17 protein-coding genes and 2 pseudogenes are annotated in these 20,928 nt (G+C 31.2%); all 19 read left to right on the top strand.

Annotated elements, in window-relative coordinates; translation table 11 throughout:
* Nucleotides 1-263 precede the first annotated feature (263 nt).
* The 19 genes and pseudogenes from LRP83_RS01460 to LRP83_RS01365 all read left to right on the top strand — a co-directional run bounded on the left by LRP83_RS01460 (nt 264) and on the right by LRP83_RS01365 (nt 20,802).
* The gene (locus tag LRP83_RS01460) at nt 264-2,090 is read left to right on the top strand and encodes a polysaccharide biosynthesis protein (RefSeq protein WP_290369473.1); all 1,827 of its coding nucleotides are present in this window, start codon (nt 264-266) and stop codon (nt 2,088-2,090) included.
* Between the two features lie 77 nt (nt 2,091-2,167).
* On the top strand, nt 2,168-3,061 hold the full coding sequence (gene galU, locus LRP83_RS01455; RefSeq protein WP_230494891.1) for a UTP--glucose-1-phosphate uridylyltransferase GalU: 894 nt from the start codon (nt 2,168-2,170) through the stop codon (nt 3,059-3,061).
* Nucleotides 3,062-3,362: 301 nt separating this feature from the next.
* Nucleotides 3,363-4,478: a DegT/DnrJ/EryC1/StrS family aminotransferase gene (locus LRP83_RS01450; protein WP_230494890.1), complete on the top strand. Its 1,116-nt coding sequence runs from the start codon at nt 3,363-3,365 to the stop codon at nt 4,476-4,478.
* A complete protein-coding gene (locus LRP83_RS01445; RefSeq protein ID WP_290369472.1) occupies nt 4,478-5,122 on the top strand; it encodes a sugar transferase in 645 nt (214 codons plus the stop codon). The genes LRP83_RS01450 and LRP83_RS01445 overlap by 1 nt, the downstream gene beginning before the upstream one ends.
* Nucleotides 5,115-6,101 carry an ATP-grasp domain-containing protein gene (locus tag LRP83_RS01440; protein WP_230494889.1) on the top strand — a complete coding sequence of 329 codons (987 nt, stop codon included), beginning with the start codon at nt 5,115-5,117 and terminating at the stop codon, nt 6,099-6,101. Before LRP83_RS01445 ends, LRP83_RS01440 begins: the two co-directional genes overlap by 8 nt.
* Complete coding sequence (locus tag LRP83_RS01435; protein WP_230494888.1) at nt 6,095-6,778, top strand: HAD family hydrolase; 684 nt, start codon at nt 6,095-6,097, stop codon at nt 6,776-6,778. The genes LRP83_RS01440 and LRP83_RS01435 overlap by 7 nt, the downstream gene beginning before the upstream one ends.
* Before the next feature lie 59 nt (nt 6,779-6,837).
* The gene (locus tag LRP83_RS01430) at nt 6,838-7,920 is read left to right on the top strand and encodes a glycosyltransferase family 4 protein (RefSeq protein WP_230494887.1); all 1,083 of its coding nucleotides are present in this window, start codon (nt 6,838-6,840) and stop codon (nt 7,918-7,920) included.
* A gap of 38 nt (nt 7,921-7,958) precedes the next feature.
* On the top strand, nt 7,959-9,077 hold the full coding sequence (locus LRP83_RS01425; RefSeq protein WP_230494886.1) for a glycosyltransferase family 1 protein: 1,119 nt from the start codon (nt 7,959-7,961) through the stop codon (nt 9,075-9,077).
* On the top strand, nt 9,070-9,972 hold the full coding sequence (locus LRP83_RS01420) for a glycosyltransferase family A protein (protein WP_230494885.1): 903 nt from the start codon (nt 9,070-9,072) through the stop codon (nt 9,970-9,972). The genes LRP83_RS01425 and LRP83_RS01420 overlap by 8 nt, the downstream gene beginning before the upstream one ends.
* Before the next feature lie 106 nt (nt 9,973-10,078).
* Nucleotides 10,079-11,182, top strand: coding sequence for a glycosyltransferase family 1 protein (locus tag LRP83_RS01415; RefSeq protein ID WP_230494884.1), 1,104 nt, complete (start codon nt 10,079-10,081; stop codon nt 11,180-11,182).
* Nucleotides 11,136-12,572, top strand: a complete 1,437-nt coding sequence (wzy, locus tag LRP83_RS01410) for an O-antigen polysaccharide polymerase Wzy (RefSeq protein WP_354002319.1) — start codon at nt 11,136-11,138, stop codon at nt 12,570-12,572. The genes LRP83_RS01415 and wzy overlap by 47 nt, the downstream gene beginning before the upstream one ends.
* 408 nt (nt 12,573-12,980) lie before the next feature.
* Nucleotides 12,981-13,139: pseudogene (locus LRP83_RS23355) on the top strand (DapH/DapD/GlmU-related protein); the annotation flags it as partial.
* Between the two features lie 87 nt (nt 13,140-13,226).
* On the top strand, nt 13,227-13,922 hold the full coding sequence (locus LRP83_RS01395) for a glycosyltransferase family 2 protein (protein ID WP_230494882.1): 696 nt from the start codon (nt 13,227-13,229) through the stop codon (nt 13,920-13,922).
* 413 nt (nt 13,923-14,335) lie between these two features.
* The gene (locus LRP83_RS01390; RefSeq protein ID WP_230494881.1) at nt 14,336-14,518 is read left to right on the top strand and encodes a hypothetical protein; all 183 of its coding nucleotides are present in this window, start codon (nt 14,336-14,338) and stop codon (nt 14,516-14,518) included.
* Nucleotides 14,519-15,483: 965 nt separating this feature from the next.
* Nucleotides 15,484-16,845 carry a UDP-glucose dehydrogenase family protein gene (locus tag LRP83_RS01385; protein WP_230494880.1) on the top strand — a complete coding sequence of 454 codons (1,362 nt, stop codon included), beginning with the start codon at nt 15,484-15,486 and terminating at the stop codon, nt 16,843-16,845.
* Nucleotides 16,835-17,860: an SDR family NAD(P)-dependent oxidoreductase gene (locus LRP83_RS01380; RefSeq protein WP_230494879.1), complete on the top strand. Its 1,026-nt coding sequence runs from the start codon at nt 16,835-16,837 to the stop codon at nt 17,858-17,860. The genes LRP83_RS01385 and LRP83_RS01380 overlap by 11 nt, the downstream gene beginning before the upstream one ends.
* 161 nt (nt 17,861-18,021) lie before the next feature.
* Nucleotides 18,022-18,267: pseudogene (locus tag LRP83_RS23295) on the top strand (NAD-dependent epimerase/dehydratase family protein); the annotation flags it as partial.
* A gap of 46 nt (nt 18,268-18,313) precedes the next feature.
* The gene (locus LRP83_RS01370; RefSeq protein WP_290369470.1) at nt 18,314-19,051 is read left to right on the top strand and encodes a DUF2334 domain-containing protein; all 738 of its coding nucleotides are present in this window, start codon (nt 18,314-18,316) and stop codon (nt 19,049-19,051) included.
* A 773-nt stretch (nt 19,052-19,824) separates the two neighbouring features.
* Nucleotides 19,825-20,802 (top strand): hypothetical protein, encoded by a 978-nt coding sequence (locus tag LRP83_RS01365; RefSeq protein ID WP_230494877.1) that lies wholly within the window; start codon nt 19,825-19,827, stop codon nt 20,800-20,802.
* Nucleotides 20,803-20,928: the final 126 nt, after the last annotated feature.

Here is a 20,928-nt window from a genome sequence, read left to right as displayed (position 1 = left end):
AGGTAACAATTCCTGACCGGCAATGTCTCCTAAGTCGTTAAAAGCTGGAGGTACTCGGCTGTGCTGTGGGGAAAGAGATTGTTGAATTACTCTTTTCCTTAGACGCTTGTCGTCATTAGTATAGTGTGAGGATGGGTTTAAGGCCCAATTTTAAAAACTATCTAAATATCTATTGAAAGTATGTGTAAATGACATGTGTTTTCAATAGATATTTATTTTTTGGGCAAATCACTGTATCGCATTAAAGTATAGGGGGATTTTGGGTGAGCTATCGAAAGCGTTTGACCTTTATGATCGGTTTGGATTCAGTTATTGTATTGACGGCTATTTATTTAAGTTACATTCCGTTGCATCCATCGATTGAAAATTTTGGATTGCAGAATTTATTTATAAGTTCACTTGTTTTATTAGTTTGCCATCATTTATTTGCTTCGATTTTTAATATATATAACAAGGCTTGGGAGTATGCAAGTATCGGTGAATTGGTAGCGATTGTTAAGGCAATTACCTTTTCGATTTTTGTAACGGCTATTTTTCAATTTGCTATGGGATATGAGATTTATGGGAGAGCGTTAGCCACTACTTGGATGCTTCATGTTCTGTTGATAGGTGGTTCTCGTTTTTCTTGGCGGGTTTTTCGTGATCAGCATTTAAAGACTAAGAAAGATATGAAAAATGTATTAGTGGTTGGTGCTGGTAAAGCTGGTACGTTAATTACTCGTCAATTACTTAATAATCAAGATCTAGGATTGAAGCCTTCGGCTTTTATTGATGATGATCCTAATAAGTATAAGCTTCAAATTCTGGGGATTCCAGTTGCTGGGACGTCTGAGGAGATTGTACAAGCAGTTGAGAAATATCAGATTGATTTGATTGTGCTGGCAATTCCTTCTTTAAATAAAGATGAGTTGACTAGGATTTTTGATGAGTGTTCGAAGACGAAGGTTAAGACTCAGATTATGCCGATGATTGAGGATATTATGCTTGGGAAGGTTGCTGTCAACCAGTTCCGTGATGTGGAAGTGGAAGACCTTTTAGGGCGTGAACCTGTTGAGTTGGATATTGATGGTATTTCCGAGTATATCACTGGGAAGACTGTGCTAGTTACGGGTGCTGGTGGGTCGATTGGTTCGGAGATTTGTCGGCAGATTTGTCGGTTTTCGCCTAAGAAGCTTGTTTTGGTTGGGCATGGTGAGAATAGTATTTACTTGATTGATATGGAGTTGCGGAATTCTAGTCTACCTTCGGTAGAAATTATAACGGTGATTGGGGATATTCAGGATCGAGCTCGGATGTTTGAGGTTATGGAGGAGTATCGGCCGCATGTGGTTTATCATGCTGCTGCGCATAAGCATGTGCCGCTTATGGAATATAACCCCAGGGAAAGTGTTAAGAATAATGTTTTTGGGACTAAGAATGTTGCTGAGGCGGCAGACACCTTCGGTGTTGATACTTTTGTTTTGATTTCTTCTGATAAGGCGGTTAATCCTACTAATGTGATGGGGTCTACAAAGCGGATTGCTGAGATGGTTATTCAGCAGTTGAGTAAGACTAGTAATACAAAATTTGTTTCGGTTCGGTTTGGGAATGTGCTTGGGAGTAGAGGTAGTGTTATTCCTTTGTTTAAGAAGCAGATTTTGGCTGGGGGGCCGGTTACGGTTACTCATCCGGATATGACGAGATATTTTATGACTATTCCGGAAGCTTCGCGGCTTGTTATTCAGGCGGGTTCGTTGGCTCGTGGTGGTGAAATCTTTGTTTTGGATATGGGTGAGCCAGTTAAGATTGTTGACCTTGCGGTCAATCTTATTAAACTTTCTGGGTATTCTGTTGAGGAAATTGGGATTAATTATTCTGGTATTCGCCCTGGGGAGAAGATGTTTGAGGAGCTTCTTGGGGAGAATGAGGTTCATGGTGAGGCTATTTTTCCTAAGATTTTTATTGGGAAGGCTAGTTTTGAGCAGGAGGATGAGGTTGGTTACCTGTTGATGCATTTTGAGGAATTATCTTCTCAGGAATTGAAGGATTATGTTTTGAGTTTGGCTAATCGTCGGGAGATTAAGCCGTTTGCTTTGGCTAGTAGTAATTGATATTTTTGTGTAATTATTGATAAAAAACCATCGGTTTTTAAGGTCTTATTAATTTCGTGAGTAAAGAGGGGATTAGATTGAAAAAAGTACGTAAAGCTATTATTCCGGCAGCTGGATTAGGTACGAGGTTTTTACCTGCTACGAAAGCTATGCCTAAAGAAATGTTACCAATTGTTGATAAACCGACTATCCAATATATCGTTGAAGAGGCAATTGCTTCTGGTATTGAGGATATTATTATTGTTACTGGTAAAGGGAAACGTTCAATTGAGGATCATTTTGATTTTGCTCATGAGCTTGAACAAAATTTAATGGATAAGGGAAAGTTTGAATTGCTTGAAAAGGTTCGTTATTCAACTAATCTCGCGGACATTCATTATATCCGACAAAAAGAGCCAAAAGGATTAGGACATGCGGTTTGGTGTGCACGGAATTTTATTGGTGATGAGCCATTTGCTGTGCTTTTAGGGGATGATATTGTTCAGAGTGATACTCCTTGTTTGAAGCAATTGATTAATCAGTATGAAGAAACTCTATCTTCTGTTATTGGGGTTCAAAGTGTGCCCGATGAGGAGACTCATCGTTATGGGATTGTTGAACCTTCGGTTCAAGATGAACGTCGATATCAGGTTGAGAATTTTGTGGAGAAGCCTGCTCCGGGAACTGCTCCTTCTAATCTTGCTATTATGGGTAGGTATATTCTTACTCCTGAGATATTTATGTTTTTGGATCAGCAGGAAAAGGGTGCTGGTGGAGAGATTCAGTTGACAGATGCTATTCAGAAGTTGAATCAGATTCAACGGGTGTTTGCTTATGATTTTGAGGGTAAGCGATATGATGTTGGGGAGAAGTTGGGGTTTGTGAAGACTACGATTGAGTTTGCTTTGCAGAATGAGGAGATTAATGTTGAACTACTGGAATATTTAAAGCAAATTGTTCAAAGTAATTCTGCACAAGTAATTAAAGCTTAGGAATTAGATAAAATTACAAAAATAAAGCTCCTATTCATTTGAGTATTACATGGTTAGGAGCTATAGTTTTGTGAGTTGATTAAGAATTTGAATTTAGATCTCTTAAGTTAGATAACTTAATGTAAAAGCTATGTTCAAATATATTTCAATAATAGCAAGAGTAATAAATCTAATCTCTAGGATAAATAAGTGTTAGTTGATTAGTAGTTAGTTGGAATTTATAGAAGTTCCAATTAAGTACTAAGTGACTAAATAATATTTTCTTATAGAGATACTTAATAGTGGAAGGAAGTTATGGTCAATGAGTGAAAGAATCTTTCTTTCATCACCACATATGAGTGATGAGGGCTATGAAATGGAATATGTGAAGGAAGCTTTTGATACAAATTGGATCGCACCTCTTGGAGAGAACGTAAATGGATTTGAAAAAGAACTAGCTAAGAAAGTTGGTTCGAAAGCTGCTGCGGCACTATCATCTGGTACAGCTGCCATTCACTTGGCGCTTAAAGCAGCTGGAGTTGGAGAAGGGGATATTGTTTTCTGTACAACACTCACCTTTTCAGCAACAGCTAATCCAATTATCTATCAAAATGCTATTCCAGTTTTTATTGATAGTGATTATGAAACTTGGAATATGTGTCCTAAAGCGTTAGAGGAAGCTTTTATTAAGTATCCGAAAGTAAAGGCTGTAATAGTAGTACATTTATACGGACTTTCTGCAGACATGGATAAGATTGTAGATTTATGTAAGAAGTATAATGTGGTATTAATTGAAGATGCAGCTGAATCTTTAGGTACCTATTATAAAGGTAAACATACAGGCACTTTTGGTGACTATGGGATATTCTCTTTTAATGGAAACAAAATCATTACCACTTCTGGTGGTGGTATGCTTGTTTCAAATAATGAAGAAAGAATTGCTAAGGCGAGATTTTGGGCTACTCAAAGTCGAGATCAAGCAAGGCATTATCAACACAGTGAATTAGGATTTAATTATCGGATGAGTAATGTTGTTGCAGGAATTGGTAGAGGACAGCTTAAGATATTAGATCAAAGAGTAGAGAAGAAGAATGATATATTTGAGTTTTATAAGAGAGAATTAGGTGGACTTGAAGGTATTGAGTTCATGCCAAGCAATGAATGGAATGAGCCGAATTATTGGTTGAGTTCTATGATTTTGACTGGAATCGTTCGGCCAACTGATGTTATGGAAGCCTTAGAAGCAGTGAATATTGAATCTAGACCAATATGGAAACCTATGCATATGCAGCCGTTCTTTAAAAATTTTGACTATGTAGGTGGAGATGTATCCGAGAAGTTGTTTGAAAATGGTGTATGTTTACCTTCTGATACAAAGATGACGGATGGAGATTTGAAGATGGTTGTTGATATTATTAAAGGGTTGTGGCTAAAGTAATGAAATATTCTAAAAGTGGTTTCTATAGAAGATTTATAAAAAGGCCAATGGATTTCATGCTATCTTGTATAGCCATTTTAGCCCTTAGTCTAGTTCTTCTTATAGTTGCTCTGCTTGTGAGAGTAAAGCTAGGAAGTCCAGTGTTGTTTAAACAAAGAAGACCTGGTCTTAACGAAAAGATTTTTATGATGTATAAGTTCAGAACGATGACTGATGAAAAAGATGAGAATGGAGAACTACTTCCTGATAGTGTTAGGCTTACAAAATTCGGTAAGTTTTTACGTTCTACTTCGCTTGATGAATTACCTGAGCTTTTAAATATCTTAAAAGGTGATATGTCTATTATTGGACCAAGACCTTTATTAGAGCAGTACTTGCCATTATATAATGAACATCAGAGACGACGACATGAAGTAAGACCAGGGCTATCTGGTCTTGCGCAGGTAAACGGTAGGAATGCAATAAGTTGGGTGCAAAAATTTAATCTGGATGTTGAATATGTGAATAATATTAGCTTTCTTGGTGATTGGAAAATTATCTTCCTAACTATTAAGAAGGTTTTTATTAGAGAAGGAATTAGCTCAGATATAGCTGCAACAATGGAGTTATTTAAAGGTAATGAGGTGGAGATAACGGATGAATGAGATAAATATTCTGATATTGAGTGCTGGAAGACGTGTTGAACTTGTAGAAAGTTTTAAAAATGCAGCAAGAAAGTTAAATTTAATTAGTAACATTGTGGCTGGAGACTGCTCAGATACTGCTCCTGCTCTATACTTTGCTGACAAAGCTTGTAAGTTGCCACATATAAGTGACCCTGAATATATTAATGCAATAATTGAAATATGTAATATTGAAAACATATCTTTAGTGGTACCGACAATAGATACCGACTTATTATTACTCGCAAAAAACAAAGAATTTATTGAAGCAAATTCTAATTGCAAATTATTAATTTCTGATACTAGAGTTATTGAAATTTGTCGAGACAAAATCAATACTCAACTTTTCATGGAGGAAAACAATTTTGGAATTCCTAAAATGTATACAATTGAAGAAATATTGAATAACAGGGATATGGAGTTTCCATTATTTATTAAACCAAAGTCGGGAAGTTCTAGTATTAATACATTTAAAGTAAATAATTATAATGAGTTGAAAATATATAATAGTTTAATAAGTGATCCTATAATCCAAGATTTTATGGAAGGAGAAGAATATACGGTCGATGTATTTTTAGATTTTGATAGTACAATTATCACGATTGTTCCTCGCCTAAGATTAGCAACTCGAAGTGGAGAAATTTCTAAGGGACGAATTATTAGGGATAGAGAGATTATTGAAGATGTATCTAAATTAATGAAGAAATTAAAACCAATTGGTCATATTACTGTTCAACTTATGAAGACTAGAAAAGGCATTGAGTATATTGAGGTGAATCCTAGATTTGGTGGTGGTGCACCAATGAGTATCCAAAGTGGAGCTGATTCATGTGCAAATCTATTTCGATTACTGATGGGTCAAAAACTTGAATATAACGAGAATTTTAAAGATAATGTTACGTTTTTAAGATTTGATAGTAGTGTTTGTGTAGATGAGAATTTGGAGTTAATTAAATGGTGAAAGCAGTTATATTTGACTTAGATGATACATTGATTTCTGAAAAACAATATATAGAGAGTGGGTTTCAGCATATAGCCCAATCTTTTAGCGATAAATTCAAAAAAAATGATCAAGAACTCTTTCAGCTATTAATGGATTTATTTAATGAAAGTTCAAATAATGTTTTTAATAGGGTTCATGATAAATTAGGATTTAATTATACAAAAAAGGATATAGTCGAACTTGTAAATCAATATCGTGATCATGTACCAACTATTAGTTACTTTAATGATGTTTTATCATGTTTAGAATACTTAAAAGACAGAAAAATAAAAATAGGTATTATTACAGATGGCTATGCAAATTCTCAACGTCAAAAATTAATGGCTATTAAAGCATATGATTATTTTGATGAAATAATCATTACTGATCAGTTGGGTAGGGAATATTGGAAACCACATCCTAAATCTTATAAATTAATGAAGGAAAAATTAGAAGTTGACTTTAGTGAAATGATATATGTTGGTGATAATCCAGAAAAAGATTTTTTTATTAGTAGCATCTATCCCATAAAAACAGTAAGAATTAACCGAAATGGTGTTTATGGAAATAGAATGTATTTAAACAACATCATAGAAAACTATTCTATCTATACATTAACTGAACTGAAGTTAGTTATTAAAGAATTGGTTGAGTAATAACTTTAAAAAAAATTTTGAACTTCTTTTTAAAGGGTTCTTACTAGGGGTGTAGAAAGATGGCAAGGATTCTAATCTTAGCTAATAATGATATAGGGTTGTATAAATTCAGAAAAGAACTTATAGAGGTATTAGTTAAATCAAATGAAGTTTATGTTTCATTGCCTAATGGAAATTTTATTTCAAAGCTAACAGAGTTAGGATGTAAATTTATAGAGACACCAATTAGTAGAAGAGGGACTAACCCAGTAGCTGATTTAAAATTATTATTGAAATACAATACTATAATAAAAAAAATTAAGCCAGATGTAGTTCTAACCTTTACCATAAAACCGAATGTATTTGGTGGTATGGCATGTAGTATTAATAATATACCTTATATCTCTAATATTACGGGTTTAGGAACTGCAGTTGAAAACGGTGGAATATTACAAAGGATAACACTATTTTTATATAAAATATCTTTAAAAAAAGCTAAGTGTATTTTTTTTCAAAATATAGAAAATCAAGACTTTTTCAAAGAAAGGAATATTATAAGAGGTAAATATAGATTAATACCCGGATCTGGTGTAAACCTTGATTATTTTTCTTTGTTAGAATATCCACCCGACAATAAAATTCAATTTCTTTTTGTTTCACGTGTTATGAAAGAAAAGGGAATCGACCAGTATTTGAAAGCTGCTGAATATATTAAAAATAAATATGCATATACAGTCTTTCATATTTTAGGTTATTGTGAGCAAAATTATGAAAACAAACTAAAAGAGGCACAAGATAAGAAGATAATTGAGTATCACGGGATGCAAAACGATGTAATTAAGTTTTATAGAAATTCCCATTGTACTATTCATCCAACTTATTATCCGGAAGGAATGTCAAATGTGCTATTAGAAAGTGCAAGTTGTGGTAGGCCAATAATTACTACTAATAGAAGTGGCTGTCGTGAAATTATAGATGATGGAGTAAATGGTTACATCGTCGAGCAACAAAACAGTGAAGATTTAATTAATAAAATTGAGAAATTTATAGAATTGGATTATTTAGAAAAAAAGCAAATGGGCTTAGAAGGTAGAAAAAAGGTGGAAAAGGAATTTGACAGAAAACTAGTAATTACTGCTTATTTAGATGAGATTATGAGATAAGTGTATATATAATATAAGTTTTTTAGAAGGAGATATTTATGAGTATTGAAAAACCCAAAAGAATATTACATGTTATGGGTAAAATGGATACAGGTGGTGCAGAGACACTAATTATGAATATTTACCGCAATATTGATAGAACCAAGGTACAGTTCGACTTTATTGTGCATACTAAAGATAAAGGTTATTACGATGATGAAATTTTTGAACTTGGTGGTAATATTTTTAGAGTACCGAATTTTTCTTTATTAAATCTAAAATCATATTATTTAGCATGGGTAAACTTTTTCAAAACTAACAATACTCAATATACAATTATTCACTCCCATATAAGAAGTACGGCTGCGATTTTTTTAAGTATAGCTAGGAAATTTGGATTAGTAACTATTTCACATAGTCATAGTATTTCTAGTGGGAAAGGTATTAATGCCATAATAAAAAAGATTTTACAGTATCCTTTAAGATATATAGCAGATTACTTTTTTTCATGTTCAAAAGAAGCTGGTGAGTGGTTATTTGGAAAAAGGGTTACTTCAAATAGAAAATTCAAAATAATTCCAAATGGAATAAGTTTAGAAAAATATACATTTAGTAATTCAACGAGGAAGAAAATACGTAAAAATTTAAATATTAATGAAAAAACATTTGTAATTGGTCATGTTGGAAGATTCGAATATCCCAAAAATCATGAATTCTTAATTGAAACTTTTAAACTAGTAAAAAAAGATAATGAAAATTCGAAATTACTCCTTATCGGTGATGGTATATTAACCAATTATATTAAAGAAAAGGTCAAACAAAGTAATTTGACCAATTGTGTTTATTTTATGGGGATAAGGGATGATATTCCAGATTTACTACAAGTAATGGATATTTTTGTATTTCCATCACAGTTTGAGGGATTTGGTATTGCAGCTTTAGAGGCCCAAGCTTCTGGGTTGAAAACATTTGTTTCTGATACAATTCCTGAAGCAGTAAAAGTTACAGATAATATTGAAACTATTTCATTAAGTAAGCCTGCTGAGTTTTGGGCAGAAGAAATATTAAAATACAAAAATGGTTACCGAAGAAGAGATACAATGATAAAAATAAAAAATGCAGGTTATGATGTTAAGGAAATAGCTAATTGGTTAGAGGAGTTCTATATAAATGGTTAATAATTCTCAAGAAAAACTAATTACAATTATAACACCTACTTATAATAGAGGCTATTTATTAGAAAGACTTTATAATAGTCTAGTTAAACAAACAAATAAGAATTTTAAATGGTTAATTATTGATGATGGTAGTATTGATAATACAAGAAACTTAATAGATCAATTTATATCTGAAAATAATCTTAATATTAGTTATATCTATAAAACAAATGGTGGAAAACATACAGCATTAAATAAAGGAATTAAGGAAATAGATTCGATTTTAACGTTTATTGTAGATAGTGATGATTACTTAACAAATGATTCTATTGAAAAAATATCCGAAGAGTGGGAAAGAATTAAACATTTAAATTTAAGTGGAATTTGCTTTCTAAAAGGTTATTCAGAAAGTAAAGTTGTTGGTGACAAATATCCTGAAGATTATTTGATTGATAATTATATAAATTTAAGTATAAACAAAAAGATATATGGTGATAAAGCAGAGATTTGGTTAACACGCTTATTAAAAGATAATCCTTTTCCGGAATTTGAAGGTGAAAAATTTATTGGGGAAAGTGTAGTATGGAATAAGATAGCTAATTCTCATGATATGTTATTTATTAATAGAATTATATACTTGTGTGAATATATGGAAGATGGGCTAACAAAGGCTGGTAGAAAGCTTAGGATTAAAAGTCCCTTGGGTAGAATGGAAAATGCAAAACTTAGTTTTTCCTCAAATAAATTCTCTATGATTGCCAAAATAAAAGATATTTGGATATATATATGTTTTGGCCTTTTTGCTAAAAAAAATATTAAATTCCTAATGAAGGATAGCGGAATCCCTATATTAATTATATTAAATCTACCCTTTGGATATTTTTTACACAAATATTGGAAAGTTAAATATAAATAAAATTTGACTAATAACTATGTTTAAACAAAAAAAGTTGATAAATTATATAGTGAAACCTAATTGAGGGAATTTAAAAAACAATATATTAAAAGGGATTATGATGAAGATGGAAAAAAAATTTAAAATTCTACAAGTTATAGGTTCACTGCATATAGGTGGAGCTGAAAATATAGCCATGAATTTTTCAAGGTATATAGATAGAAGTAGGTTTCAGTGTGATTATTTGGTCTTTACTGAAGATATAGGTGAATATGAGAAAGAAGCAATAAGTTTAGGATCAAAAGTAATACATTTGGATCCACCAAATAAAGGATATGTAAATTATTATAAGAACTTAAAGAAAATATTAATTGATGGAAAGTATGATGTAGTTCATTCACATACATTATTAAATAATGGATTAACATTAAAAGTTGCTTACGATTCAAATATTAAAAAGAGAATATCGCATTCCCACAGTACTAATATAATGGGAAAAAAGAATTTTCTTTATAAAGTTTATGCATACTTAATGAAAAAGTTAATTGTTAAATATTCTACGTCCTTAATAGCATGTGGTACTGAAGCAGGTTCTTATTTATACGGTGAGAAGTTATTTAAAGAAAAAGGGATATTAGTTAACAATGGAATTAACATTAAAGATTATGTATTTAATAAAGAAAAAAGAAAAATAATGCGCCAAAAAATTGGAATAGAGAACGCACTTGTCGTTGGACATGTTGGGAGACTTACTGCTGTTAAGAACCATGACTTTTTATTAGATGTCTTCTTCCATATTCATAAATTAAATAGGGAATCAATTTTATTACTAGTTGGTGATGGCGAATTACGAGCAACAATTGAAAATAAAAGTAAGGAATTAGGTTTAGAGGAAAATGTCATAGTAACCGGGATGAGAACTGACGTTCCTGATTTATTGCAAGCCTTGGATATAATTGTATTTCCTTCTCATTTTGAAGGTTTACCAGTGACCTTAATAGAAGCACAAGCTTCAGGTGTTCATAGCTTAGTATCAGATAGAGTTACCTCAAAAGTAAAAGCAACAAATCTTATAACCTTTTTGCCATTAGAAGAAAAAGCAGAAGTTTGGGCCGGTAAATTGTTTGACTGTTTAAACAATGAAAGAAGAGATAGATCCCAAGAGATGATTGCAAAAGGTTTTGATGTTTATTCAACAATTATACAGTTGGAGAATATATATGAAGAATAGGTTTAATCAAAAAAAGTTATATTCACTTTTTGTTTATAGTTTCTATTTAATTTGTATTATTCCATTTTTAAACATTTCTAAGAATCTTGAATATGATAATTGGTTTATATTTATTTTTTGGTTTACTATATTTCATTTTATTTTTACATTTACCTTTCTCAAAAGTATAAGAATTGAATTATTTAGTATATCAGGTGTTTTCATATTTATTTCTTATATATTTCATTTAGGACAAATAGTGTTAAAGATTATTGCTCCCAATTATAATTATTCGTTTGACATATCTAATTTTATGACTGAGACAATTTATAAAGAAGCTATAATATTTAGTTTAATAACAATATCATTTGTTTCTTTAGGTGTAATGATGTCTGCAATTATTGATCTTAAAAAGAGAGAAGAAAGTGACACTGTTATTTCTAATAAAACTATTGTAAACATAGGCTGGATAATTCTCATATGTACATTCCCTATTGAATTCTATTACTCTATTATAAAAATTATAGTGGGAATAAAAAAAGGATATACAGAGGTACTAGGTGTTGAATCAATTGGAATATTAAGCCAAATTGCGCGTTTCCACTTGATTGGAGTAGGGCTATTAATAATGGGATATAGTAAAAGTCCAAGGAAATCAACAATAATCTTCTTGGTATATACATTATATGGAATATTTACTATGCTAAGTGGAAGTCGTATATATCAATTAGTTTCGATTGTATTATTGATGTATATTTTCCTAAAATCAACAAAAATTAAATTTTCTGTGAGGAAAATAGTTATCCTTGGTGTATTTGGATTTTTCTTAATGGTATTTCTTAATGCAATAACAGAAATAAGAAGTGGTAACTCGCGTGACATAGCATTTTTATGGACTGCTTTAAGTGAAAGTTTTAATAATAATCCAATTTATGCGACTTTAGAAGAGTTTGGCGGGACTTTGTACACAGTATGTTTAACTGTTTTACAAGTACCTAATTCAGTAAATTATTCACATGGATTACAGTTTATAACTAATTTTGTTAGTGTTTTACCTAATATTAATGGGTTATTTTCTGAAGTTAATCGAAATTCTAATTTTGTCTTATATCTTGATACGAAAGCTATAGGGGGTTCCTATATAGCGGAGCTTTATTATAGCTTTAATTATGCCTCATACCTTGCTGCTACTATAATTGGCTTTGTAGTTGGATTTTCATCAAATAGATTTAAATTATTTCTTGACCAAGGGAGATTCTACGCTGCCGCATATTATATAATGCCATTTTTTAGTTTATTAATCTGGGTTCGTGGTTCATCCGGAGTTTTTATACGAAATAGTTTATGGGGGGCAGTCTTTATATTTATCGTATGTAGAGTATTTGTCAAAAAAAATAGGAGGAAAAATTAATAATGGATATTAAGATATATTTGATACGTATAAAGTTATGGTGGGATATCAATGAAAAAAATTAAGATTATTATCGGAAAATTATTTTATTCTCTAATTGCTAAACGATTACCAATTTCATACAGTAGATTTAGTTTGGGCTCAAAAAAAGTTAGGGGATATTGTGGAAAGCTAATATTAAGGGAATGTGGAGAAAATATAAACATTGAAAAAGGTGCTCAATTTGATTCAAGTATCGTCTTAGGTAATAATTCGGGGATAGGAATAAATGCTGTTATTGGTTCAGAAGTCAAAATCGGTAACAATGTTATGATGGGACCTGAGTGTATAATTTATACCTCAAATCATCGCTTTGATCGAACTGATATACCTATGTGTGAACAGGGATTTCAAGAAACAAAGCCTGTAATAATAGGGAATGATGTCTGGATCGGAGGAAGAGTTATTATTTTACCAGGTGTGAGTATTGGTGATGGAGCTATTATCGCTGCAGGAGCTGTTGTAAGTAAAGATGTACCGAAATATGCAATAGTAGGAGGAGTACCTGCGAAGATAATAGATTACAGGTCTTAAAGTTTCATTGAGGTTACCTATTTTTTTATGAAATAAGTTAATAATTGGAGTAATGAAAAAGTAAAGAAAGGAGTTATTTGAGTGGAAAATCCATTAGTATCAGTATTCATGCCAGTCTTTAACTGTGAAAAATATATAAAAGAGTCCTTAGAAAGTATATTAAATCAAACTTATTCTAATTTGGAGATTTTAATAATAGACGACGGATCTACTGACAATACAATAGAAATTATTAGCTCCTATAATGATAAAAGAATTAGGTTATTAAAAAACGGTGAAAATAAAGGTATCCCATTTACAAGAAATCGTGGTCTGGAAGAGTCAAAGGGAAAATATATGGCTATTATGGATGCTGATGATATAGCATTTCTAAATAGGATAGAAAGACAAGTTAATTATATGGAAGTAAATAAGGATATTGATGTGGTGGCTAGTTATTTTAATATCTTTGGAGGCAGGATAAAAAAGAGTTATAAACCAAAACTTTTTTCTCCTGAAGAAATTAGTGCAAAATTGATATTTTCAAATCCAATAGGTAATTCAACTGCTTTTATTAGACTAGAAACTATTAAAATTAACAAGTTAAAATATAATGCAAATTATTTTGTTGCTCAAGATTATGATATGTGGGTTCAAATCTCTAAAGTTGGGAAAATATCAATCCTGCCTGAGATTTTACTAGAATATAGGATTAGTTCAAATAATATTACAAAAAAGTCTACAAAAAATAGTTTATTGCAGAGAAAAAGAGTAATTGATTCAATTAATAAATATTGATATTCTTTCTAATTTGCCTAGAATATTAAAAAAACTCATAGAACAAAATAAAATCAATAATTTATTTAATGAGGAAGCTTTTATAAAAATAATAAAGCAGACAGTCTTAATTAATGTTAATAACCTAAATCTAACTTTTAATCATAAGGTTGAAATATACAATAACGTTTGTAGGGATAAAAGTAATGTGATTATAGCTAAGGAAATGATTTATATGATAACAATACATTTATACAAGTTAATACTGCAACTACGTTCGAAAATAAATATAGTTAGTTAATATACTCTGTAAATTTAAAAATTCTAAATGAATAGAAAAATTTAAAACTTAAAAAAAGTAAATTTAAGCGAATTGGAATAATGTAACTGGATCTGCAGTTGCTCAAAGTATAAATATATTATTATATCCAAAAATGGCTAGGAATTTTTTTGCTATTGTAGGAATTTTGGCAACGATAGTAGCACTAACATTTCCTATTGGGATTGTATTACTAAATGAAAACAAGGATGTAATAGGATTAGTGAAACTTTTAATTTATATTTCAGTAGGAATTGATACTTTTGTAGCGCTCACGTTGATTTTTTCAAAAGACTAGTCATTCAATTGTTTTAGTTGTTGATCCTTTTTATATGTTATTCCAGTTGCTATAATGCTTTCAGGTTTCCTACAAGTACTTGAACATAGCTTATACTGACACAGCAATTTGGTATAACTGCAAAGGTTTCAAATCTCCAAGTCTTATTGGTAAAGCTATCTTAGTTGGAGATTGCATTTATTTATCCAGTAGAAGTGGAAAAGGTTAATAAAGAAAGAGACTTTTTGCTGGATATATTTGGTGTGTATATAAGGATTTCCCTTATCTTAAAGATCTACAATTTTTTATAGTTTCGGTTACACATAGTCTTCCTGTTTCATTGTTGAATAGCTCTTTTGGACTTGCTGCAGTTGGGTTTTATTCATAGGAAGGATTGTAATTGGTATACCTTCAAACAAGTCTAGCAGAATTCATAAAGAAAGAAAACTTCTATTGCACTTGTGGCTATTGGCGTTATGGATATTTTTCATGTATATTACTCAAACAAGTGTAAGAGCGTTTTCCGTTATATCTGAGTAACTTACTATTTAGGTTTACTATATCTTAACCACCTCAAGGGGGCTGCCGGCAAGGGCTGCCACATCATATCCGCCGGAAGATAATTGTCAAGGATATCTTTGGAACAGTCGGTGGAAGGGATTCGCACCGTATTACTGTGACGAAGATTTTTTCTGGTAAATGCGGTGTCACTACTGGTGAATTTGTTGTCAATTGGTGGTGCAAAAGAAGGCTGAGGTGGTAAATTCCAACTGGCCGTAATCATCTTGTTTCAATTGCTCTTTTTGGGGTGTCTGGTGCATTTCTAATATTACTCTAATTTTGAAAACATTTATAAATAGTAAAAATTATGATTTGGAACACATGATTAAAATTAAATAAGACATAGGCTATATGTGTTATGTTTTTACTTTAATTAATTTACATGATCAACTCAAAGAACATATTAAGGGAAAAGAGAGATAACTATGTATAAGATAGCAGTAGCCGGTACTGGTTATGTTGGACTGGTGGCAGGTGTTTGTTTTGCAGAAATGGGTCATAAAGTAACTTGTGTTGATATTAATGAGAAAAAAGTTGAACTAATGAAATCTGGCGTTTCTCCCATCTATGAGGCTGATTTAGAAGGGCTAATGCAGAAGAATTATGCAAATGGTAGGATCAATTATACAACAGATTATAACTCAGCATATAAAGATGCAGATGCGATTTTTATAGGTGTAGGTACGCCTGAAAGATCCGATGGATCTGCTGATCTTTCATATATAGCAACAGTTGCAAGACAAATTGCCGAATCTGTAGAAAACGACTGTCTGGTAGTAGTTAAATCTACAGTTCCAGTTGGAACTAACGATAAAGTTGAACAGTTTATTCAGGATTTTTTAGTTAATGATGTGAAAATAGAAGTAGCATCTAACCCTGAATTCTTAGCACAAGGTTCTGCTGTAAATGATACTCTAAATGCTGAAAGAATTATTATAGGAACAGAGAGTAAATGGGCTGAAGAGTTATTATTGAATATATATGAGCCATTTAATTTGCCTATTGTTTCAGTAAAAAGAAGATCTGCAGAAATGATAAAGTATGCATCTAATGACTTCCTTGCACTTAAAATATCTTATATGAATGATATTGCTAACCTCTGCGAATTGATAGGTGCAGATATACAAGATGTAGCAAGAGGAATGAGTTTTGATAACCGAATTGGAAGTAAGTTTTTAAATGCAGGCATAGGTTTTGGTGGATCATGCTTTCCGAAGGATACAAAAGCCCTAGACTATATTGCAAAACTGAATGGTTATGAGCTTAAAACGGTGAAAGCTGCTATTGATGTTAATAAAGAGCAAAAGACGATTTTATATAAAAAAGCTAGCAAAAGGCTTATTACCTTTAACGGACTAAAGGTTGCAGTTTTAGGGTTGACATTTAAACCTGGAACAGATGACTTAAGGGAGTCAGCATCGCTAGATAATATTCCATTATTGTTGGAGCAAGGAGCTGATATTTATGCTTATGATCCAGCTGGAGCAGAAAATTTTGCAAGAGTGTATCCAGAAGGAGACACTGGGAAGGGAAAAATAACCTATGTTTCCAATGTTGAGAATGCTTTAGATAATGCCAATGTCTGTTTTATTTTCACTGAATGGGGGCAAATAAAAGCTGTAATTCCAGAAATGTATAAAAAGCTGATGAGAACTCCCTTAGTATTTGACGGAAGGAATATTTATAATCTTAAAGAGATGGAAGAAGCAGGAGTGGAATATCACTCAATTGGAAGGAGACCCGTTAGTAAAGCAGGGATAAAGGAGTCGAAAGACCTTGAATTATAAACAGCTAGACCCTACTAAAGTATTTCTCATTACAGGAGCTGCAGGTTTCATTGGTTATTACTTATCTAAGAAACTGCTCCATCAAGGTTATAGAGTAATTGGAATTGATAATTTAAACGATTATTATGATATAAATCTGAAACATTTAAGGTTAGAACAACTAACTACCTATGATAAGTTTACCTTTATTAAAGGTGACATTTCAGACAAGAATATGGTTATGAAGTCCTTTGAAGAAAATAAGCCAAATATTGTAGTAAATCTAGCTGCTCAGGCTGGAGTAAGATATTCAATAGAGAATCCAGATGTATATATAAAAAGTAACATCATAGGATTTTATAACATTCTGGAAGCATGCAGATATTACCCAGTCGAACACTTAGTTTATGCCTCTTCAAGCTCAGTTTATGGTGCTAATAAAAAGGTCCCATTTGAAGAGACAGATTCTGTAGATAATCCTGTATCACTTTATGCGGCTACAAAAAAATCAAATGAATTAATGGCTCATACTTATAGCCAACTATATAAAATAAAGGCAACAGGATTGCGTTTCTTTACAGTTTATGGGCCAATGGGAAGACCTGACATGGCATATTTTGGATTTGTTGATAATTATTTTAAGGGCCGTCCGATTAGGATTTATAACAATGGGGATTTTGAAAATGATTTATATCGTGATTTTACATTTATTGATGATATTATTATGGGGGTTTTGCGACTAATCGACACCCCTCCTGTTGATATAGTTCCTCATAATATATTTAATATTGGCAACAACAAACCGGAGAAACTAATGGTGTTTATTCGAGCACTTGAAAAAGCTTTGAGTAATGCGATAGGAAGAGAAGTATTATTTGAGAAGATCTTTGAATCGCTAAAACCTGGAGATGTACATGCAACATATGCTTCAACAGATTTACTCGAGAAGACTGTCGGCTTTAAACCGGAGACTTCTATTGAGGTTGGGTTACAGAAATTCGCAGAGTGGTATGTCGATTATTATAAAATAAAGTAAGTTCTTTATTATTAATATTAGAAAGGATTTACCCGTCTATGAATATATTAGTTACCTGTGGTGCAGGTTATATTAGTCACATACTTGTGTCACACTCTTAGAATTAGGACATAACGTAACAATTATTATAATCCCAGCAACAGTAAGATAGAGAATATAGAGAAAATCAAACAAATAACAAAAATAAATTAAATTTCTACCAATCAGATGTAACTGGTGAAGCAAGTTTGAAGGGGATTTTTAATAATCATGAAATAGATGAAGTAATTCATCATGCTGGCCTTAAGTCTGTAGGAGAATCAGTGAAAAGTCTGTTGGAGTATTACTATAATACTATTGCTTTCTATAAAAAATACTTTAAAAGCAAAAGAGTAGCAAATGAAGTTAACTACCTTTTTCTTAGATAAGTGTTATTAACTGTAAAATATAAATAGATAGGTTGGCTAATAAACCATGTTTGCGAAATATATAATCAGATTAGACGATATAGCTGAAAATATGAATAATAGTAATTTCTTTCTACTAAAGGACATTTTTATTAAGAATAATATTCAACCTTTAATTGGAGTAATTCCAAATAATCAAGACGAAGAGTTATTGAGATATCCAAAAAGTGAATTCGATTTTTGGCAGGAAATAAGAGAATTACAACGTTTGGGGTGGAATATTGCTGTTCATGGATATAATCATAAATTTGAAACCAATTCTTCGGGAATTCTCGGTATTAACAAAAGAAGCGAATTTGCTGGATTAGCCTTGGAGAAACAAAATGAAAAAATAATAAAAGCAATTAAGGTATTTAATGAAAATAAGATTAATATCGATGCATTTATGGCACCGGCCCATTCTTATGATATTAATACGTTAAGATGTTTATTTGATAATCAAATTAACAGCATAACAGATGGGTATGGAATTTTTCCATATAAGAAAGAGGGAATTGTTTTCGTACCTCAATTATTTTCTAAGCCTAGGAAAATGCCTTTTGGAATATATACTTTTTGCTTTCATCCCAACGATATGACTATTGACCAAATTAATGAATTAGACATTTTTATTAAAAGAAATCGTAACAATATAATTACGTTTAATAATGTTATTAACAAATATAACAATAGTATGTATAAAATTGTTATCAACAGTTTGATTGAAAAGCTAGTTAAGAGTTATAGAATTTATAGGGCAAGATAAAAATAAGATCAAACTAAAGTACTAGATGGAAAAGATATTAAAAATCGAGCGCTAGGTCAACAAAAGGCAAAATTGAGGGTATCTATGTCCAAAAAATACGCTATTCAAAAGAAATGGAATGTCTCAATAGCTTTTGAGACATTCTAATTCTTTCTCAACTGTATCTTCTTTCTTCTATACTTACAAATTCTCTTTTTTTCTTTTGTCGATTTCTGATAGCACTACCGTAAAATATTGCAATGGCTAGGGTATCCACCTGGTAAAGAAGTAGGGTTAGGTTGACGTTTTGATCTTGACCCACGAATTTGAATTCACAATAATCCTCTAAAGCCTTTACTGTTTATCTTAAGATATCAAAACATAATTAGCAAATTCTGTTATTTCCTAATAATTACATTAATAATGTAAATACAACCAAAAAAAGATCATATATAGAAATGAAAGTTAAAACGGAATATTAAAATAGTTTTTGGTAGGAACACTATGAAAATGGAGACTCAGATATTTTAGACAGTCATCAATTAAAGATGTTATGAACCGTATTTAAAGCAAAAGATTTAAGTAGTTATGTACGAACCTATTTTTTATAACGACACATTCAGAAATCCAAGAGAAATATATAACTTGAAAAAATTTTTAAATATATAAGTGAAGTCTTTGTGGCTAAGAGTTTATCTCAAGAACTAACTCAAGTAAAAAAAGGATTGTATTAGTAACTTTACAATCTAAACTAATATTATCAACAAAATATTGATTGTGTGGGAGAAAGAAAAATGAACTATAGAAGCTATTCGGACTTAAGTAATTTGATTAAAAATAAAATACCAATGTTCCAATCAAAAAACTTTGACTTAATAGTTGGAGTGCCTAGAAGTGGAATGATTCCTGCATATATAATTGCATTGCATTTGAACAAGAAATGCTGTGATGTGGAAACTTTAATAAATAACTATCCTTTAAAAACAGGTTCTACTAGAAATGCAAAAAACGATATAAAATATCCAAGTCAGGCAATTAATATTCTACTTGTGGATGATAGTATTTGTCGAGGAACATCTCTGGCTAATGAATTAAGTAAAATACCTGCTGAATTAAAAGTAAAAATTACAACATTAGCCATTTATTCTTCTGAGAGAGAAAGGAGTGATGTAAACTTATATTTAGAATATCTTCCTATGCCTAGAGTTTTCGAATGGAATATCTTCCACCACAATGTACTCGAAAGGTCATGTTTTGATATAGATGGTGTATTATGTATCGATCCGTCAGAAGAACAGAATGATGATGGTGAAAAGTATATAGAATTTATAAAAAATGCTCCTTCTTTGTTCTTACCAACCGGCAGAATTAATTGTTTAGTTACCAGTAGACTTGAAAAATATCGCCCAGAAACAGAAAATTGGTTAAAAAAGAATGGTATAAAGTACAATTCCTTAATAATGTTAGATCTACCTTCTAAAGAAGAAAGACAAAGATTAGGTGCACATGCTACACATAAGGCAGAAGCTTATAAAAAGTTAGGATTAGACCTTTTTTATGAGAGTGAACGTAATCAGGCGATAAAAATTCACGAACTAACAAAAAAACCTGTCTATTGCGTTGATACAAATGAAATGTTTACAAAGGGTTCAATATACTCAGCTATTTATGGCTCAAGTGGTGTAAGAAAATCTGCTATTTTTAATATGATAAAAACTCTACCTATCCCTTTATATAAATCATTAAGATTTTTTTATAGATTAATAAAATAACACATATATGAAATATTAAGTTATATGCGGTTTATACAATTTAACAAAAATAAAGGGATTATCTTGGAAGAAATTAAATTAAATGCTTCTATTACTATATTAAGATTATTAGTATTGAATTAATTA

It is taken from the genome of Pseudoneobacillus rhizosphaerae (assembly GCF_917563885.1).
Lineage (GTDB): Bacteria > Bacillota > Bacilli > Bacillales > Cytobacillaceae > Pseudoneobacillus > Pseudoneobacillus rhizosphaerae.
Note: the sequence above shows the minus strand (reverse complement) of the source record. Positions and strands in the feature narration are given on the sequence as shown.

What these genes read in the sequence shown, in the direction of transcription:
- LRP83_RS01450 (WP_230494890.1), top strand. Translation starts at nt 3,363, where the DNA reads ATGAGTGAAAGAATCTTTCTTTCATCACCACATATGAGTGATGAGGGC.
- LRP83_RS01445 (WP_290369472.1), top strand. Translation starts at nt 4,478, where the DNA reads ATGAAATATTCTAAAAGTGGTTTCTATAGAAGATTTATAAAAAGGCCA.
- LRP83_RS01440 (WP_230494889.1), top strand. Translation starts at nt 5,115, where the DNA reads ATGAATGAGATAAATATTCTGATATTGAGTGCTGGAAGACGTGTTGAA.
- LRP83_RS01435 (WP_230494888.1), top strand. Translation starts at nt 6,095, where the DNA reads ATGGTGAAAGCAGTTATATTTGACTTAGATGATACATTGATTTCTGAA.
- LRP83_RS01430 (WP_230494887.1), top strand. Translation starts at nt 6,838, where the DNA reads ATGGCAAGGATTCTAATCTTAGCTAATAATGATATAGGGTTGTATAAA.
- LRP83_RS01425 (WP_230494886.1), top strand. Translation starts at nt 7,959, where the DNA reads ATGAGTATTGAAAAACCCAAAAGAATATTACATGTTATGGGTAAAATG.
- LRP83_RS01420 (WP_230494885.1), top strand. Translation starts at nt 9,070, where the DNA reads ATGGTTAATAATTCTCAAGAAAAACTAATTACAATTATAACACCTACT.
- LRP83_RS01415 (WP_230494884.1), top strand. Translation starts at nt 10,079, where the DNA reads ATGGAAAAAAAATTTAAAATTCTACAAGTTATAGGTTCACTGCATATA.
- wzy (WP_354002319.1), top strand. Translation starts at nt 11,136, where the DNA reads ATGTTTATTCAACAATTATACAGTTGGAGAATATATATGAAGAATAGG.
- LRP83_RS01390 (WP_230494881.1), top strand. Translation starts at nt 14,336, where the DNA reads ATGGCTAGGAATTTTTTTGCTATTGTAGGAATTTTGGCAACGATAGTA.
- LRP83_RS01385 (WP_230494880.1), top strand. Translation starts at nt 15,484, where the DNA reads ATGTATAAGATAGCAGTAGCCGGTACTGGTTATGTTGGACTGGTGGCA.
- LRP83_RS01370 (WP_290369470.1), top strand. Translation starts at nt 18,314, where the DNA reads ATGTTTGCGAAATATATAATCAGATTAGACGATATAGCTGAAAATATG.
- LRP83_RS01365 (WP_230494877.1), top strand. Translation starts at nt 19,825, where the DNA reads ATGAACTATAGAAGCTATTCGGACTTAAGTAATTTGATTAAAAATAAA.